The 14798-nt window shown below is 56.6% G+C and carries 18 protein-coding genes, 1 other RNA gene and 1 other annotated feature; of the genes, 8 read left to right on the top strand and 11 right to left on the bottom strand.

Translation table 11 applies throughout. The annotated features are described in order from the left end of the window. Positions 1 to 21: 21 nt before the first annotated feature. On the bottom strand, positions 22 to 339 hold the full coding sequence (locus OXR04_RS15605; protein WP_111207332.1) for an MGMT family protein: 318 nt from the start codon (positions 337 to 339) through the stop codon (positions 22 to 24). Positions 340 to 514: 175 nt separating this feature from the next. On the opposite strand from OXR04_RS15605, the gene ffs reads away from it, so the two are divergent. After that, an RNA gene (ffs, locus tag OXR04_RS15610) (signal recognition particle sRNA small type) lies at positions 515 to 611 on the top strand. 137 nt (positions 612 to 748) lie between these two features. Here ffs and OXR04_RS15615 read toward each other — a convergent pair. From OXR04_RS15615 to OXR04_RS15625, 3 genes are all read right to left on the bottom strand, one after another. After that, positions 749 to 964: an HHA domain-containing protein gene (locus OXR04_RS15615; protein WP_003850458.1), complete on the bottom strand. Its 216-nt coding sequence runs from the start codon at positions 962 to 964 to the stop codon at positions 749 to 751. A gap of 24 nt (positions 965 to 988) precedes the next feature. Further along, on the bottom strand, positions 989 to 1366 hold the full coding sequence (gene tomB, locus OXR04_RS15620; protein ID WP_046101364.1) for an Hha toxicity modulator TomB: 378 nt from the start codon (positions 1364 to 1366) through the stop codon (positions 989 to 991). Positions 1367 to 1513: 147 nt separating this feature from the next. Then, positions 1514 to 1867 (bottom strand): hypothetical protein, encoded by a 354-nt coding sequence (locus OXR04_RS15625; RefSeq protein WP_009091670.1) that lies wholly within the window; start codon positions 1865 to 1867, stop codon positions 1514 to 1516. A 339-nt stretch (positions 1868 to 2206) separates the two neighbouring features. Here OXR04_RS15625 and OXR04_RS15630 point away from each other — a divergent pair, with 339 nt between their 5' ends. The 3 genes from OXR04_RS15630 to OXR04_RS15640 are packed head-to-tail and all read left to right on the top strand — an operon-like array spanning position 2207 to position 4605. After that, positions 2207 to 2875 (top strand): ABC transporter ATP-binding protein, encoded by a 669-nt coding sequence (locus OXR04_RS15630; RefSeq protein WP_167431160.1) that lies wholly within the window; start codon positions 2207 to 2209, stop codon positions 2873 to 2875. Then, positions 2872 to 3711 (top strand): metal ABC transporter permease, encoded by an 840-nt coding sequence (locus OXR04_RS15635; protein WP_267372031.1) that lies wholly within the window; start codon positions 2872 to 2874, stop codon positions 3709 to 3711. The genes OXR04_RS15630 and OXR04_RS15635 overlap by 4 nt, the downstream gene beginning before the upstream one ends. A gap of 15 nt (positions 3712 to 3726) precedes the next feature. Next, positions 3727 to 4605 (top strand): metal ABC transporter substrate-binding protein, encoded by an 879-nt coding sequence (locus OXR04_RS15640; RefSeq protein WP_009091665.1) that lies wholly within the window; start codon positions 3727 to 3729, stop codon positions 4603 to 4605. Between the two features lie 45 nt (positions 4606 to 4650). Here the strand turns inward: OXR04_RS15640 and ykgO are convergent, their stop codons facing one another. The 4 genes from ykgO to OXR04_RS15660 form a co-directional block, all read right to left on the bottom strand. Beyond that, positions 4651 to 4791 (bottom strand): type B 50S ribosomal protein L36, encoded by a 141-nt coding sequence (gene ykgO / locus OXR04_RS15645; RefSeq protein WP_267372029.1) that lies wholly within the window; start codon positions 4789 to 4791, stop codon positions 4651 to 4653. 11 nt (positions 4792 to 4802) lie between these two features. Then, entirely contained in the window at positions 4803 to 5057 is a 255-nt protein-coding gene (locus OXR04_RS15650) for a type B 50S ribosomal protein L31 (protein ID WP_009091662.1), read from the bottom strand. A gap of 155 nt (positions 5058 to 5212) precedes the next feature. After that, on the bottom strand, positions 5213 to 8368 hold the full coding sequence (locus tag OXR04_RS15655; RefSeq protein WP_009091661.1) for a multidrug efflux RND transporter permease subunit AcrB: 3156 nt from the start codon (positions 8366 to 8368) through the stop codon (positions 5213 to 5215). 16 nt (positions 8369 to 8384) lie between these two features. Next, complete coding sequence (locus tag OXR04_RS15660; RefSeq protein WP_009091659.1) at positions 8385 to 9578, bottom strand: efflux RND transporter periplasmic adaptor subunit; 1194 nt, start codon at positions 9576 to 9578, stop codon at positions 8385 to 8387. Positions 9579 to 9720: 142 nt separating this feature from the next. Here OXR04_RS15660 and acrR point away from each other — a divergent pair, with 142 nt between their 5' ends. Then, a complete protein-coding gene (acrR, locus tag OXR04_RS15665) occupies positions 9721 to 10359 on the top strand; it encodes a multidrug efflux transporter transcriptional repressor AcrR (RefSeq protein ID WP_009091658.1) in 639 nt (212 codons plus the stop codon). On the opposite strand, the gene rsmS is transcribed toward acrR, so the two are convergent. From rsmS to OXR04_RS15680, 3 genes are read right to left on the bottom strand one after another with little or no spacing between them, the layout of a single operon-like run. After that, positions 10356 to 10508, bottom strand: a complete 153-nt coding sequence (gene rsmS, locus OXR04_RS15670) for a pleiotropic regulatory protein RsmS (RefSeq protein ID WP_009091656.1) — start codon at positions 10506 to 10508, stop codon at positions 10356 to 10358. The genes acrR and rsmS overlap by 4 nt on opposite strands. An 8-nt stretch (positions 10509 to 10516) precedes the next feature. Beyond that, the gene (locus OXR04_RS15675) at positions 10517 to 10762 is read right to left on the bottom strand and encodes a membrane protein (RefSeq protein WP_046101367.1); all 246 of its coding nucleotides are present in this window, start codon (positions 10760 to 10762) and stop codon (positions 10517 to 10519) included. A gap of 57 nt (positions 10763 to 10819) precedes the next feature. After that, complete coding sequence (locus OXR04_RS15680) at positions 10820 to 11341, bottom strand: primosomal replication protein (protein ID WP_058956358.1); 522 nt, start codon at positions 11339 to 11341, stop codon at positions 10820 to 10822. 57 nt (positions 11342 to 11398) lie between these two features. On the opposite strand from OXR04_RS15680, the gene OXR04_RS15685 reads away from it, so the two are divergent. The 3 genes from OXR04_RS15685 to dnaX all read left to right on the top strand — a co-directional run bounded on the left by OXR04_RS15685 (position 11399) and on the right by dnaX (position 14744). Further along, complete coding sequence (locus OXR04_RS15685; protein WP_009091649.1) at positions 11399 to 11788, top strand: DUF454 family protein; 390 nt, start codon at positions 11399 to 11401, stop codon at positions 11786 to 11788. 144 nt (positions 11789 to 11932) lie between these two features. Beyond that, positions 11933 to 12484 carry an adenine phosphoribosyltransferase gene (gene apt, locus OXR04_RS15690; protein ID WP_009091646.1) on the top strand — a complete coding sequence of 184 codons (552 nt, stop codon included), beginning with the start codon at positions 11933 to 11935 and terminating at the stop codon, positions 12482 to 12484. A gap of 157 nt (positions 12485 to 12641) precedes the next feature. Further along, positions 12642 to 14744: a DNA polymerase III subunit gamma/tau gene (gene dnaX / locus OXR04_RS15695; RefSeq protein ID WP_267372023.1), complete on the top strand. Its 2103-nt coding sequence runs from the start codon at positions 12642 to 12644 to the stop codon at positions 14742 to 14744. Next, positions 14086 to 14147, top strand: a sequence feature (DnaX frameshifting element). Its footprint overlaps the gene before it by 62 nt. Positions 14745 to 14798: the final 54 nt, after the last annotated feature.

Consider the following 14798-nt stretch of genomic DNA (forward strand, 5'->3'; position numbering starts at 1 on the left):
GCGGCAGAGCCGCCTCGTTTTTCAGCCATCAAATCGCCAGCGATACGTTTCAAGATCCAGCTCACCGGCATCACTCACCACAATCCCTTCAGCTTCCAGTGCATCCCGCTGTCGTATCAGCTGGTCGCCCTGAAGCGAAATCATGCCGTGACGATTGACGACACGATGCCAGGGGAGGGTGGTTCCCTCGGGTAACCGGCTCAGCACACCGCCGACCTGACGTGCCGCACGCGGCGAACCGGCCAGTCGTGCCACATCGCCATAGGTCGTGACGCACCCGGATGGAATCGCGGCAACAATTTGCCAGATGCGTTGCTGGAAAGTGTCAGGCTGATTCATGTGCTTATTTCGTCAGGAAAAAGAGGGTTAACTTTATCATGCAGAGGCGATGGTGAAAGCATCAACGCGGCGGTTGTTCAAGAAAACAACGGTTGTCCCGACGACGCTTGCAATTGCCAGCCCCTTCCCAGATAATGCCCCCGCTCTCGTAAAGAGGGCTTGTCAATGGGGGCCCTGTTGGTTCTCCCGCAATGCTAGCTTGTGAACTCGGTCAGATCCGGAAGGAAGCAGCCGTAGCAGGTGATGCGTGTGCCGGGATGTAGCTGGCAGGGCCCCCACCACTTTCCCCCCTGAACTTCTTCCCCAGTATGACAGACAGGCAAAACCCGCCTGGGCCGATCCTTTGCCGGCAGGCAGGAATATCCGGTACTAAATGTGGGGACAATGCCGTCAGATGCAGGTGAGCAGATTAGCGGACAAACTTCCAGACCGAACCCGGTACTTTATCGTAAAGCTTATTCATCGTCAGCTCGGCCAGACGATGGTCAGCTGCCGAATAGAATACCGCTAATTCATCTTCCGGTAATTCATACTTATTCTTTTCGATCACCCGCTCCAGGGTATCCAGGGAGCGACAGCGACGCAGTCGCATCAAATAATCAGTTTTTGTCAGTGTTTTGTTCATAAATAAAGCGTTCTCACGTCTGTACTATAATGAATGGCTCGGTTGCTGGAGAAAAGCGCACTCTTCAGTGAACAGATTAAATAAGCGTTTTGCTGAACGTTGCCACCGCTGAAGATCAGGATTATTGATACCGTAGTTACTGAATAACATAAAAGTATCATCAAGATATTCATCGATTTGCGAAATCAGCGCTTCATCTTCAACGTGTTTAATTTTGTAATTCATGGTGAACGACGCGATATGTTCAATCAGATCGTTCAGGTGCAGATTGCTTTCAGAAGTGGGATCATTTACCCAGCCATGATGGCTGTCAGTCAATGTTGCCATGCTGTCGTCAAACAGGCTCTCACACAGGTATTTCAGCTGGGCAATATCATGCCGTTTTGGTGAGTATTCGTCCATCTTTTTCCCCTCCATAGCTTGCACAGTTGCCGCAGGGCGGCGAGTTCGGATAAAGCGGCCAGGAAGCGATCTTTCAGGTGGTTATTAAACGGGATACGTTAAAGATAGTGTAAAACCATTAGTTCTGCTCATCTCAATTACTAAATATTACAATTCATCACCCGGAGAGGGTTGCTGGTTGTCTATCACATCAAACTCAAGCGCACCGGGCTTAATGTAAAAATTTACCCGCTCCGTTTGGGTCACCGTTTCATTCAGATCCTGACAGGGACTAAATAAATTCCACTGAAAATCGTAAAGTAATTTAAAACTATTCAGATCCAGGTATTCAACGGAAACTATTTTTAAACTGTCTGGTACTAACTGCGCATTCTGAGCGTACCAGCGTAAATCCCCTGTCAGCAAATCTGATATTTTGAGAATATTCCGCTGAACAACTTCAGCTATTTTTGCGCAGTCTGTTTCACCCATCGCAATATCACATTCAATCCGTGACAGCATATCTTGTCTACTCCTAACCGTTAATAAACCTATCATTGGTTTTACGCAACAGGTTTGCAAGCCAGTAAAGCACAAAACTGTCATTTTCTGAGTTTTGCCAGCAAAGCGGTGCGGCGGGTGTGGCTTAAACGCCCCCGGGGCCGCCGGACTCCCGATACCTTTTGAAACACATTCCGCTCTTGAACCGCAGGCTGCATCCGGTATCCTTATTGTTATGTTATAACATATTGGTAAACTGATGCGTCAGAGTGGATTACTTATGTCGCTGGGCGGACGGCTGAGCGTCGCCCTGCTGATCATCGCGCTGCTGGCTGTCGCGATATATTGGGGGATCAGTGCATGATCCGATTTAACGCACTGCGTGCAGGCTACCAGGGAGAGGGGGTCACCCCGGCGATCACGGGTCAGCTCGCAGCAGGCTCCATGACTGCGCTGGTCGGCGCAAACGGCAGCGGGAAATCGACCCTGCTGAAAACCATTGCGGGCTTACTGCCGCCGGTAAGCGGACGCTGCGAACTGCAGGTGGCACGCCGGGATATCGGCTGGCTGCCACAGCGCACCGAACTTGAGACCCGCTTTCCGCTGACGGTCTTCGAACTGGTTTCCATGGGTTGCTGGCCACGCTGCGGCTGGTTTGGCGGCATTAACCGGTCACTGCGGCGGGAAATCGGGCAGGCGCTGGAGGCGGTTCAGATGAGCGATTATGCGGACGCGCAACCGGCCACCCTCTCGGGCGGGCAGCTTCAGCGCGTCCTGTTTGCCCGGCTGATGCTACAGCGCAGCGCGCTCTGGCTGCTGGATGAACCCTTTAACGGCATAGACAGCCAGACGGTTACCCTGCTGATGTCGATTCTGGAGCAGCAGCAGCAGGCAGGCACCACTCTGCTGGTAGTGCTGCATGACCGCCCGCTGGTGGCGCGTTACTTCAGTAACGTCCTGTCGATGGATGAACATCATCTCAGCGATACCTTCCGGTCCGATGTCCTGGCACGGAGTCGAGCCTCGTGACCCTGATTCAGCCTTTTATCGAATTTGGCTTTATGCGGCGAGCGCTGGTGGCCTGCCTGGCGCTCGCCGTCAGTGCCACGCCACTCGGTGTGTTCCTCTCGCTGCGTCGTATGAGCCTGATTGGTGACGCCTTATCCCATGCGGTGCTGCCGGGTGCGGCCATTGGCTATCTGATCTCCGGCCTCTCACTGGTGGCCATGGGTATCGGCGGCCTGATTGCCGGGCTGGCGGTCGCGCTGCTCTCTGGCGCAGTCAGTCGCTACACGCCATTGAAAGAGGATGCCAGTTTTGCCGGATTCTATCTTGGATCACTGGCGCTGGGCGTCACGCTGGTTTCACTGCGCGGCTCAAGCGTGGATCTGCTGCACGTTCTGTTTGGCTCGCTGCTGGCGGTCGACAACGCGGCGCTGTTGCTGGTCGGGAGCATCGCGGCCTTTACGCTGATCATGCTGGCGGTGATTTATCGCCCGCTGGTCATCGATGCCTTCGACGGTGACTTTCTGCGGGCGCAGGGAAAATGGAGCGCGCCGCTGGTGCATGGCCTGTTTTTAATGCTGGTGGTGCTGAACCTGGTCGCGGGCTTTCAGGTGCTGGGCACGCTGATGTCGGTGGGTTTAATGATGTTACCCGCTGCCAGCGCCCGTTTCTGGAGCCGTCATCTTGCGGCGATGCTGGCCATCGCCATCTTCATGGCAACCCTCTCTGCGCTGGCGGGCCTGATGCTCTCCTGGCACTTCTCGCTGCCGGCCGGCCCCGCCGTGGTGCTGAGCGCCGCCATGCTCTTCTTTCTCTCGATTCTGACAGGACCGTGCGGCGGAATTTTACGCCGCCATTAATCTTTAGGGGTATCTATGAAAAAATTACCGGTTAGTCTGGCGCTCGCTGCGCTGTTCGCCACGCCGCTGGCGATGGCAAAAACCGTAGACGTTGTCGCCAGCTTTACCGTGCTGGCAGACATCGTCAGCCAGGTGGGAGGCGATCATGTGAAGGTAAAAAGTCTGGTAGGGCCGGATGGCGATCCCCATACATTTGAACCGACGCCGCAGGACAGCCAGGCGCTGGCAAAAGCGGATCTGGTCTTTGTCAGCGGGCTGGGACTGGAAGGGTGGATGGACCGCCTGGTCAGCGCTTCCGGTTATCACGGTCAGCCGGTAGTCGCCTCTGCGGGTGTCACCACACGCAGCATGGAAGAGGAGGGCAAAACCATCACCGATCCGCACGCCTGGAACAGCATGCAGAACGGCGTGATCTATGCGACCAACGTGATGAATGCGCTGGTCAAAGCCGACCCCGAGGATGCTGCGGCGATCCGTCAGCGCGGACAGAATTACATTCAGCAGTTACAGGCGCTGGATAGCTGGGCAAAGACGGCGTTTGATAAAATTCCTGTGGAGAAGCGGAAGGTGCTGACCAGCCATGATGCCTTTGGCTACTTTGGCCAGCGCTATGGCGTGACGTTCCTGGCGCCCGTCGGGTTCTCTACCGAAGCGGAAGCGAGTGCCAGTAACGTCGGTGATCTGATCACTCAGCTGAAACAGCAGCACATTACCCGCTATTTTATTGAGAACCAGACCGATCCGCGTCTGGTTAAACAGATCGCCAGCGCTACGGGAGCGGAGCCGGGCGGTGAGCTCTATCCGGAAGCGTTGTCCCCGGCTTCTGGTCCGGCACCGACCTATCAGGCTGCCTTTAAGCACAACGTGAACGCCATGCTGAAGAGCATGCAGTAAGCATAAAAAAGGCCGGGCAAGCCCGGCCAGTCATCACGACACACACTAGCGTTTCTTCTTTCTTCCCTGTACGGCTTTAAAGCGCGGATTTGTTTTGCAGATGACGTAAATACGTCCCTTGCGACGGACCCCCCTGCAATCCCGATGGCGATTTTTTGCGGAACGCAGCGAGCTTAATACCTGCATGACCCTCTCCTCTATTTACGACCCAGGAAGCGCCCAAAGCGCTGGTTAAAGCGCGCGGTGCTGCCCTCTTTAGCGAAATCTTTCTGTTTACCGGTGTAGAAAACGTGTGAAGCCGACGACACATCCAGCGTGACGTAGGGCAGCGTTTCACCTTCAAACTCTACGGTGCGGTCGGTTTTAATGGTTGAGCCGATCTTGTAGTAAACGTCAGCTGAGGTGTCATGGAAGACCACCGGGCGATAGTGAGGATGGATATTTGCTTTCATAATGCACACCTATGTAATGTTATAATATAACAATATTATGCGCCGCCGCGGAACGGAATGCAACGTCTGCTGATGGCAGAAAGGCGAGGGGGAGAGGAGGGCGAAACTGAAGGGTAAAAAAAAGGCCGCTTGCGCGGCCTCAGAGGTGTTACTGCTTAGTGAGTCTGGTTATGCTCAACCGGCTCAGCGCTGCGCGGTTCCTCTTTGTGCTTACTGAAGCGGCGGCGAACCACCACGAAGAACACCGGAACAAAGAAGATTGCCAGCGCGGTCGCGGTAACCATGCCGCCGATAACGCCGGTACCCACGGCGTTCTGCGAACCGGAACCGGCACCGGTACTGATCGCCAGCGGCAGTACCCCGAGAATAAACGCCAGTGACGTCATCAGGATCGGACGCAGACGCATACGACAGGCTTCCAGCGACGATTCCACCAGGCCTTTGCCCTCTTTATCCATCAAATCTTTAGCAAATTCGACGATAAGGATGGCGTTCTTCGCCGAGAGGCCAATGGTTGTCAGTAACCCCACCACAAAGTAGACGTCGTTACTGAGGCCACGCAGGGTGGTGAAGATCAGCGCACCGATAACCCCCAGCGGAACCACCAGCATAACCGCGAACGGAATCGACCAGCTCTCATACAGGGCGGCGAGACACAGGAAGACCACAATCAGCGAGATGGCATAGAGCGCAGGCGCCTGGTTGCCCGACAGACGTTCCTGGTAAGACATGCCCGTCCAGTCATAGCCGATACCCGCAGGCAGTTTCTCCGCCAACTGCTCCATCAGATCCATGGCGGCACCGGAGCTCTTACCTGGCGCAGCCTGACCCAGGATTTCCATCGCAGGCAGACCGTTGTAACGCTCAAGACGCGGTGAACCATACTGCCACTTCGCCGTCGAGAAGGCGGAGAAAGGCACCATCGTTCCGTTGCTGTTGCGCACATACCATTTGCCGATATCGTCCGGCAGCATACGGGAGTCCGCTTTACCCATGACGTAAACTTTCTTCACGCGACCACGGTCGATGAAGTCATTGACGTAGGAGCCGCCCCAGGAGGCCGCCAGCGTGGTGTTGATATCGCTTAACGATACGCCCAGCGCCTGTGCTTTCTCCTGATCGATGATCAGCTTGTACTGCGGCGTATCTTCCAGACCGTTAGGACGCACACCCACCAGGGTGTCAGGATGCTGGGCAATCATGCCGAACAGCTGATTACGCGCTTCGGTCAGTTTCTCGTGGCCCAGGTTGGCCTGGTCAATCAGCTCAAAGTCGAAGCCGGTGGCGTTACCCAGTTCGATAATGGCTGGCAGGTTGAAGGGGATGACCATCGCATCTTTGATGGCACCCAGCGCCTTCATCGCACGCCCGGCAATCGCCGGTACCTTCATGTCGCTGCCGGTTCGCTCATCCCACGGCTTGAGGCTGACGAAAGCAATACCGGTGTTCTGTCCGCGACCGGCAAAGCCGAAGCCGTTAACGGTAAACACCGATTTAACCGTGTCTTTCTCCTGCGTCAGGAAGTAGTCGGTGACCTGATCCAGCACTTTCTGGGTACGTTCCTGCGTAGCGCCCGCAGGCAGCTGCGCCTGAGCCAGCAGTAACCCCTGGTCCTCTTCCGGTAAGAATGAAGAGGGCAGACGCATGAACAGATACGCCATGCCGACCACGATGACCAGGTAGATCACCATATAACGGCCGGTGCTGCGAATGATGTGGCCAACGCTGTCGACGTAGTGATTGGTACTTTTGTCGAACATCCGGTTAAACCAGCCGAAGAAGCCGGTCGTTTTACCGTGACCGTCTTTTTTCACCGGCTTCAGTATGGTGGCGCAGAGTGCCGGGGTCAGAATCAGGGCAACCAGCACCGACAGCGCCATGGCTGACACAATGGTGATCGAGAACTGACGGTAAATCACACCGGTCGAACCACCAAAGAACGCCATCGGGATAAATACCGCGGCCAGCACCAGCGCGATACCGACCAGCGCCCCCTGAATCTGCTCCATAGAACGCCTGGTCGCCTCTTTTGGCGGCAAGCCCTCTTCCTGCATCACGCGCTCAACGTTCTCCACCACCACGATGGCGTCATCCACCAGCAGGCCGATAGCCAGCACCATTCCGAACAGCGTCAGGGTGTTTATCGAGTAGCCAAAAATGCTGATGATGGCGAAGGTGCCGAGCAACACCACCGGCACGGCGATAGTCGGAATCAGCGTCGCGCGGAAGTTCTGCAGGAACAGGTACATGACCAGGAACACCAGCACGATGGCTTCAGCCAGCGTTTTCACCACTTCGAAAATAGAGATCTTAACGAATGGGGTGGTGTCATACGGATAAACCACTTTCATTCCGGCCGGGAAGGTGGACTGCATCTTCGCCAGTTCCGCTTTCACCGCATTCGCGGTATCCAGGGCGTTTGCGCCGGTTGCCAGTTTGATACCGATACCGGACGCGGGCCGGCCGTTATAACGGGCAATGATCTCGTAGTTTTCTGCACCGAGTTCGATTTTTGCCACGTCACGCAGGCGAACCTGTGAACCATCCTCATTCACTTTCAGCAGGATTTTGCCGAACTCATCGGTCGAGGTCAGGCGGGTCTGCGCAATGATAGAGGCGTTAAGCTGCTGTCCCGGCACCGGCGGTGTCCCGCCTAACTGACCGGCGGCAACCTGGGCGTTCTGCGTGTTCAGCGCGCTGATCACGTCAACCGGCGTCAGGTTGTAGTTATTGAGCTTGTGCGGGTCCATCCAGATACGCATCGCATACTGCGCACCAAACACCTGGGTATCACCGACACCTTTGGTACGGCTCAGCGGATCTTTAATGGTCGAGGAAATATAATCAGAAATATCATTCTGAGTCATATTGTCATCGTCACTGATGAAGCCGGCAACCATCAGGAAGCTGCTGGAGGATTTTTTAACCTGAATCCCCTGTTGCTGAACTTCCTGCGGCAGCAGTGGCATCGCCAGCTGCAGTTTGTTCTGCACCTGAACCTGCGCGATGTCTGCATCCGTGCCTGACTCAAAGGAGATGGTCAGGGTCAGGGTACCGGATGAGTCACTGCTCGAGGACATATACATCAGTCCATCGATACCGTTCATATTCTGCTCAATGACCTGGGTCACCGTATCCTGCAGCGTTTTCGCATCCGCACCAGGGTATGAGGCCTGAATCTCAATCGCCGGCGGCGCAACATTGGGATATTGCTCAATCGGGAGTTTGAGAATCGACAGCGCACCGGCCAGCATGATGATGATGGCGAGCACCCACGCAAAGATGGGGCGATCGATAAAGAACTTAGCCATGAATCAACGGCTCCTGTTATGACGATGACTTGTCAGACTGCGGCTTAGAATCGGGTGCCGCTTTCGCATCGTCTGAGACTTCTTGTGGGGTAACCTGTGCGCCCGGCTTGGCTCGCTGCAGACCTGTGCTGATCACACGTTCACCCGCTTTAACGCCGTCGGTGACTAACCATTTGTCGCCAATCGCCTGTGAGGTTGTGACCTGACGCGATTCAACTTTGTTGTCTGCGCCGACCACCATGACCGTCGCCTGGCCTGTTGGCGTGCGGGTGACCGCCTGTTGCGGAACCAGCAACGCATTCGGATTGGTCCCTTCCTCCAGACGCGCGCGCACAAACATGCCCGGTAACAGGGTATGGTCCGGGTTCGGGACAATGGCACGCAGGGTGATGGAGCCGGTGGTCTCATCGACGGTGACGTCAGAGAACTCCAGTGTTCCCTTCTGCGCAAAAGTGTTGCCGTTCTGCATCAGCAGGGTCACGCTGGCTTTGCCATCGGTCTGCTTCAGCTGACCTGACTCCAGCTCTGAACGTAAGCGCATGAAATCTTCGCTCGACTGGGTCACATCGACATACATCGGGTCAAGCTGTTGCACGGTCGCCAGCGCGGTGGTCTGGGCGCTTTGAACCAGCGCACCCTCGGTGACTGACGATTTGCCGATGCGGCCACTGATAGGGGAGGTGACTTTGGTGTAGGCCAGATTAATGCGGGCCGTTTCCACGTTGGCTTTTGCCACCTGGACCGCTGCGTCATTCTGCGCAGCCGTGGCAACCGCCGTGTCGTAATCCTGCTGACTGATATATTTCGTGCCGAGCAGTGGCTTGTAACGCTTAACGGTCAGCTGAGCGATGCGGGCATTGGCCTGCGCCTGGGTTAAATCGCCTTTCGCGCTGTCATAAGCAGCCTGATAGGTGGCCGGGTCGATCTGATAGAGAGACTGACCGGCTTTGATATCACTGCCTTCAATAAAGTTACGCTTGAGAATGATACCGGAAACCTGCGGACGTACTTCAGCCACGCGATAGGCTGAGGTACGGCCTGGAAGTTCAGTCGAAATTTTCAGGGGTTCAGTTTTCAGGGTCACGACACCCACTTCTGGCGGTTGCTGGGCGGCTTGTTCGGATTTATTGTTGTCACATCCTGTTAACAAAAAGCTGCCTGATAGCATCAGGACGGCCGCCAGAGGCGATAATCCTCTGATTTTATTCATAAATAAACCTCTAGTGTCCGATATCAATTGGTCAATGGATCACAAACTGAAAAACCCATTGCTGTGTCAAGTCGCAGGTCGTGCTATGGTACATACATTCACAAATGTATGTAAACTTACCCGTTTGTAAAAAAAGCCCCCTATGGCACGAAAAACCAAAGCGCAAGCACTTGAAACGCGGCATCAAATTCTTGATGCCGCCCTTGTTCTGTTTTCGCAGCAGGGCGTCTCAGCCACGTCTCTGGCCGATATTGCAACCGCTGCCAGTGTGACGCGCGGGGCAATCTACTGGCACTTCAAAAATAAAGCCGATCTCTTACATGAAATATGGCTTCGTTGTGATGCCGGTCTGGATGATGTGGAACTTGAGTATCAGACAAAATACCCTGGTGATCCACTCTCTGTGTTGCGTGCAATGCTGGTCTATATCTTTGAAGCGACAGCAAAGGATCCTCAGCGCCGCGCCTTGATGGAGATCATTTTCCACAAATGCGAATTTGTTGGCGAAATGTCGGCGATGAAGAGTATGCAGCAGAGCCTGTTGCTGGAGTGCTACGACAAAATCGAAGATGTCCTGCGTCAGTGTATTGAAGCGGAACAGCTTCCGGGCACGCTCAGCACGCGGCAGGCCGCCATTATTCTGCGTGGGTATGTCAACGGCATGATGGAAAGCTGGCTGTTCGCGCCAGAGAGCTTTGATTTAGCCGCCGACGCGCCGACGCTGGTAAATGCCTTCATTGATATGCTGTGCCTCAGCCCGACGCTGACCGCCCGCCATTAATCGGGCTGACGGTCGCGTTTGTTCTCGAAGTCGCGCTGCACCATGGCCAGCGCTGAGAGCACCGTCTCCACCGGCAGTTGATGCTCTTCCAGCAGCTGAATCAGATCGACGGCCAGTTTGACGTCGTCAGGAGCATTTTCCAGTGACATCGCTTCTCCTATATACGTAATCGGGCCACGACCAGCAACATCAGCAGCGCACCTGCAATGGCCATCCCCAGCGCGCCGATGTGCACCGTGGCCAGTGAACCCAGTTCAAAGTACGTCGCAATATAGCCGCCAATCAGGGCGCCGATCATCGACAGTGTCAGGGTGGCCACCAGCCCGCCAGGGCGTCCCGGCAGCAGCAGACGTTTCAGCAACCCCAGCAGCAGCCCACATAACAGCCAGGTGAATAAGCCCATTGTTCTTCTCCGCGCAGAATCACACCCAGTATAGAAGCGCTTTTGTCGCGCCGCGCTTTAATCGCTGCCGCGCAGTGAGGCCGCCCACTCCACCGAGCGAATCGCCTGACGGCAGCGAGCCAGCCGACCCTCTAACGTTTCCAGCTCCTGCTTCAGCTGCTGCTGAATCATCAGGGTTTCCGCCAGGGCCAGACGCTGCTCACGCTGATCGATCATCGCCAGCAGACGCCGCTCAAATTCACGGTACTCCTGATATTTTGTCGGGGCGGGTCCCTTCACCGGCTGTTCACGTCGCAGACGCAACTGCTGGGTACCCACCTCACGTTGCAGAGCCGCAATCTGATCGACCAGGCGTTCCGCCAGCCAGCGGCTGCGAGACAGATCCTGGCTGCTGTCGCACAGACGGGCGAAATTCAGCTCCACTTCCTGCAGATAATCCGCCAGCCGGGTGCCTTTGGTGTGGAACAGCTGGTTGTCAAAACGTGGCAGGCGGCAGACGCCGTCCGGGTGACGTGCCAGGGTCTCACGCAGGGTGAGAATAAGCTGCTGCAATCGCTGCTGAATAGCGATCGCCCTCATCGCGGCACGCTCAACTGTGCTAACGTAAGCAGATGAAGAAAGAGCTGGGCGGCATTTATGCAACGCATTCTGTTATTAACCCTCGGCTGGCTGGCCATTGTGCTGGGAACGCTGGGCATTGTATTACCTTTATTACCTACCACGCCATTCATGCTGCTGGCAGCCTGGTGTTTCGCCCGCTCATCGCCGCGCTTTCATCACTGGCTGCTGTGGAAATCGCCTTTTGGCCGCTATCTGCGCCACTGGCAGCAGCATCGCGCCATGCCGCCGGGTGCCAAAGTGCGTGCCATCTGTCTGATCGTGGCGACCTTTAGCCTCTCCCTGTTTCTGGTGCACCAGGTCTGGGTTCGCGTCATGCTGCTGATCATGCTGGCCGCACTGCTGCTGTTTATGTGGCGGATTCCGGTGGTGGCAGAAACAGCGGACGCACCGCCGCCACCCGGATAAAGTTGCAATTAGCCGGTCATTTGCTTAGATTTGGGCGTCTTCGTGCGTGGCTTCCCTTTGTGAATTAACTTCCGCTGAGCCTTTTACCAGGTATTAGCGCTTTTGAAGCTGCGCGAAACAGAATTTTTTACCAGGCGTATCATCATGACCGACACTGCGCAGCAGCTTGAATTCATTAAAAACAGCATCAAAAGCATCCCCGATTATCCTAAGCCAGGCATCCTGTTCCGCGATGTCACCAGCCTGCTGGAAGATCCCAAAGCCTATGCCGCGTCGATTGCGCTGCTGGTTGAGCGTTACCGTAATAAAGGCATCACCAAAGTGGTCGGCACGGAAGCGCGCGGTTTCCTGTTTGGCGCACCGGTGGCGCTGGGCCTCGGCGTCGGTTTTGTGCCGGTGCGTAAGCCGGGCAAACTGCCTCGTGAAACCTACAGCGAAGCCTATGAGCTGGAGTACGGCACCGATCAGCTGGAACTGCACAAAGATGCGATTCAGCCTGGCGATGTGGTGCTGGTGGTCGATGACCTGCTGGCGACCGGCGGCACGATCGAAGCGACAGTGAAACTGATTCGTCGTGCAGGCGGTGAAGTGAAAGACGCGGCGTTCATCATCAATCTGTTCGACCTGACCGGTGAATCGCGTCTGACTGCCCTGGGCGTTGAGAGCTACAGCCTGGTTAAATTCCCCGGCCACTAAGCCACTCTTCCGGCCTTGCTCCCGCGCGAGGCCGTCACGCCCCTGGCGTCAAGATAACGAGTGCCAGGCAAAAGCGTAGCTGATAGACTACTGCAATCTTATACAGGGGTTGCAGAGCGTCTGCGCTCATCTTTCCATCCAACTTCGTCGAATCCACATGAGCTATCAGGTACTTGCGCGAAAATGGCGTCCCCAGGCTTTTGCTGATGTTGTCGGTCAGGAACATGTTCTGACCGCGCTGGCGAATGGATTGTCTCTGGGACGCATCCATCATGCTTATCTCTTCTCCGGCACCCGCGGCGTCGGGAAAACCACCATTGCGCGTCTGCTGGCCAAAGGCCTTAACTGCGAAACCGGTATCACCGCGACCCCCTGTGGTCAGTGTGACAACTGTCGGGAAATCGAGCAGGGCCGGTTTGTCGATCTGATCGAGATTGACGCCGCATCACGCACCAAAGTTGAAGACACCCGCGATCTGCTCGACAACGTGCAGTACGCCCCGGCACGTGGCCGCTTCAAAGTCTATCTGATCGATGAAGTGCACATGCTGTCGCGTCACAGCTTCAATGCGCTGTTAAAGACGCTGGAAGAGCCGCCTTCACACGTTAAGTTTTTACTGGCCACGACCGATCCGCAGAAACTGCCGGTGACCATCCTCTCGCGCTGTCTGCAGTTTCACCTCAAGGCGCTGGATGTCGATCAAATCCGTCAGCAGCTTGAGCATGTCCTGAAGCAGGAACAGATTGAGAGTGAAACCCGTGCGCTGCAACTCCTGGCACGGGCTGCCGATGGCAGTATGCGCGATGCGCTGAGCCTCACTGACCAGGCCATTGCCATGGGGCAGGGGGCGGTGACCAGCAGCACGGTCAGCGTCATGCTTGGCACGCTGGATGATGAGCAGCCGCTGGGGCTGCTGGAGGCGCTGGTCGAGGGTGACGGTCAGCAGGTGATGAACCTGCTGAGTCAGGCGGCGTCTCGCGGCGTCGAGTGGGAGGCGCTGCTGGTAGAAATGCTGCGCCTGCTGCATCAGATTGCGATGGTGCAACTGCTGCCCGCCTCACTCAACGATGATGACGAGAGCAGCGCGCTTCGTTTGCGGGAACTGGCCCGGGTGGTGCCGCCCGCCGATCTGCAGCTCTACTATCAGACCCTGCTGATGGGGCGCAAGGATCTGCCGATTGCGCCCGACCGCCGCATGGGGGTGGAGATGACGCTGCTGCGTGCACTGGCGTTTCATCCGAAAGCCGCCGTGGCGGAACCCATTGCGCGTCCCGCATTAACCGAGCAGATGTCGCCAGTGGCCCCGGCACAAAGCTCGGCTGCGGGATCGACATCAGCGGCACCAGCCGCCCGACAACCGGCCACGCCGTCACCGGCCGCTGCGACACCGCCGCAGACGGCGCAGCCACAGCCACAGCCACAGCCGCAGACGGCACAGCCACAGCCACAGCCAGCAGCAACGCCGCAGCCGGTTGCGGCGCAGCCACAGATGGCGGCCCCCGACGCGGAGCCACCGCGTTCGTCACCGCCCGATGCCGCACCAGACAGCGCGCTGTCGAGTTCCACCAGCCAGCTCCTGCAGGCGCGCACTCAGTTGCTGCGTCAGGGAGCGAACAAACCAAAAAAGAGTGAGCCGGCGGCGCCAGGTGCGCGGCCGGCCAACTCCGCGCTGGAGCGGCTGGCTTCCGTTACCGAGCGCAGTCAGCAGCGGATCCGCGATCGCGAGCCTTCCACGCCGGTAAAAGAGGAAGCGTACCGCTGGAAGGCGGTGAATCAGACGGAGGAAGTGGCGGAGCCGGTGGCGACGCCAAAGGCCTTGCGTTCTGCGCTGGAGCATGAGAAAACCCCTGAGCTGGCGGCGCGTCTGGCGGAAGAGGCGCAGCAGCGCGATCCCTGGGCCGCAGAAATCGCTCTCCTGCCGCTGCCGAAGCTGGTTCAGCAGCTGGCCTTAAACGCGTGGAAAGAGGTGACCGAAAGCGGCGTCTGCCTGCATCTGCGCAGCAGCCAGCGGCATCTTAATTCAGCGTCGGCGCAGCAGGTGTTAAGCGAGGCGCTGAGTCAGCACGCCGGGCAGAGAGTTGAACTCTCGGTGGTTGAAGACGATAATTCATCGGTGTTGACGCCACTGGAGTGGCGTCAGGCCATTTACGAAGAGAAACTGGCGCAGGCGCGTCAGTCGATCACCTGTGATACCCACATCCAGACGCTACAGCGATTTTTCGATGCCGATCTGGATGAGGAGAGTATCCGACCTGTTTGAACACGCTGCTGCTATCGTCACGATAGCGTTGTAGCCTTAGCTGAGAGAGAAAAC

Source organism: Pantoea sp. GM_Pan_3, from assembly GCF_026541045.1.
Taxonomy (GTDB): Bacteria; Pseudomonadota; Gammaproteobacteria; order Enterobacterales; family Enterobacteriaceae; genus Pantoea; species Pantoea anthophila.

Coding starts and splice junctions, on each gene's coding strand:
- OXR04_RS15605 (WP_111207332.1), bottom strand. CDS start 339: ATGAATCAGCCTGACACTTTCCAGCAACGCATCTGGCAAATTGTTGCC.
- OXR04_RS15615 (WP_003850458.1), bottom strand. CDS start 964: ATGAACAAAACACTGACAAAAACTGATTATTTGATGCGACTGCGTCGC.
- tomB (WP_046101364.1), bottom strand. CDS start 1,366: ATGGACGAATACTCACCAAAACGGCATGATATTGCCCAGCTGAAATAC.
- OXR04_RS15625 (WP_009091670.1), bottom strand. CDS start 1,867: ATGCTGTCACGGATTGAATGTGATATTGCGATGGGTGAAACAGACTGC.
- OXR04_RS15630 (WP_167431160.1), top strand. CDS start 2,207: ATGATCCGATTTAACGCACTGCGTGCAGGCTACCAGGGAGAGGGGGTC.
- OXR04_RS15640 (WP_009091665.1), top strand. CDS start 3,727: ATGAAAAAATTACCGGTTAGTCTGGCGCTCGCTGCGCTGTTCGCCACG.
- ykgO (WP_267372029.1), bottom strand. CDS start 4,791: ATGCAGGTATTAAGCTCGCTGCGTTCCGCAAAAAATCGCCATCGGGAT.
- OXR04_RS15650 (WP_009091662.1), bottom strand. CDS start 5,057: ATGAAAGCAAATATCCATCCTCACTATCGCCCGGTGGTCTTCCATGAC.
- OXR04_RS15655 (WP_009091661.1), bottom strand. CDS start 8,368: ATGGCTAAGTTCTTTATCGATCGCCCCATCTTTGCGTGGGTGCTCGCC.
- OXR04_RS15660 (WP_009091659.1), bottom strand. CDS start 9,578: ATGAATAAAATCAGAGGATTATCGCCTCTGGCGGCCGTCCTGATGCTA.
- acrR (WP_009091658.1), top strand. CDS start 9,721: ATGGCACGAAAAACCAAAGCGCAAGCACTTGAAACGCGGCATCAAATT.
- rsmS (WP_009091656.1), bottom strand. CDS start 10,508: ATGTCACTGGAAAATGCTCCTGACGACGTCAAACTGGCCGTCGATCTG.
- OXR04_RS15675 (WP_046101367.1), bottom strand. CDS start 10,762: ATGGGCTTATTCACCTGGCTGTTATGTGGGCTGCTGCTGGGGTTGCTG.
- OXR04_RS15680 (WP_058956358.1), bottom strand. CDS start 11,341: ATGAGGGCGATCGCTATTCAGCAGCGATTGCAGCAGCTTATTCTCACC.
- OXR04_RS15685 (WP_009091649.1), top strand. CDS start 11,399: ATGCAACGCATTCTGTTATTAACCCTCGGCTGGCTGGCCATTGTGCTG.
- apt (WP_009091646.1), top strand. CDS start 11,933: ATGACCGACACTGCGCAGCAGCTTGAATTCATTAAAAACAGCATCAAA.
- dnaX (WP_267372023.1), top strand. CDS start 12,642: ATGAGCTATCAGGTACTTGCGCGAAAATGGCGTCCCCAGGCTTTTGCT.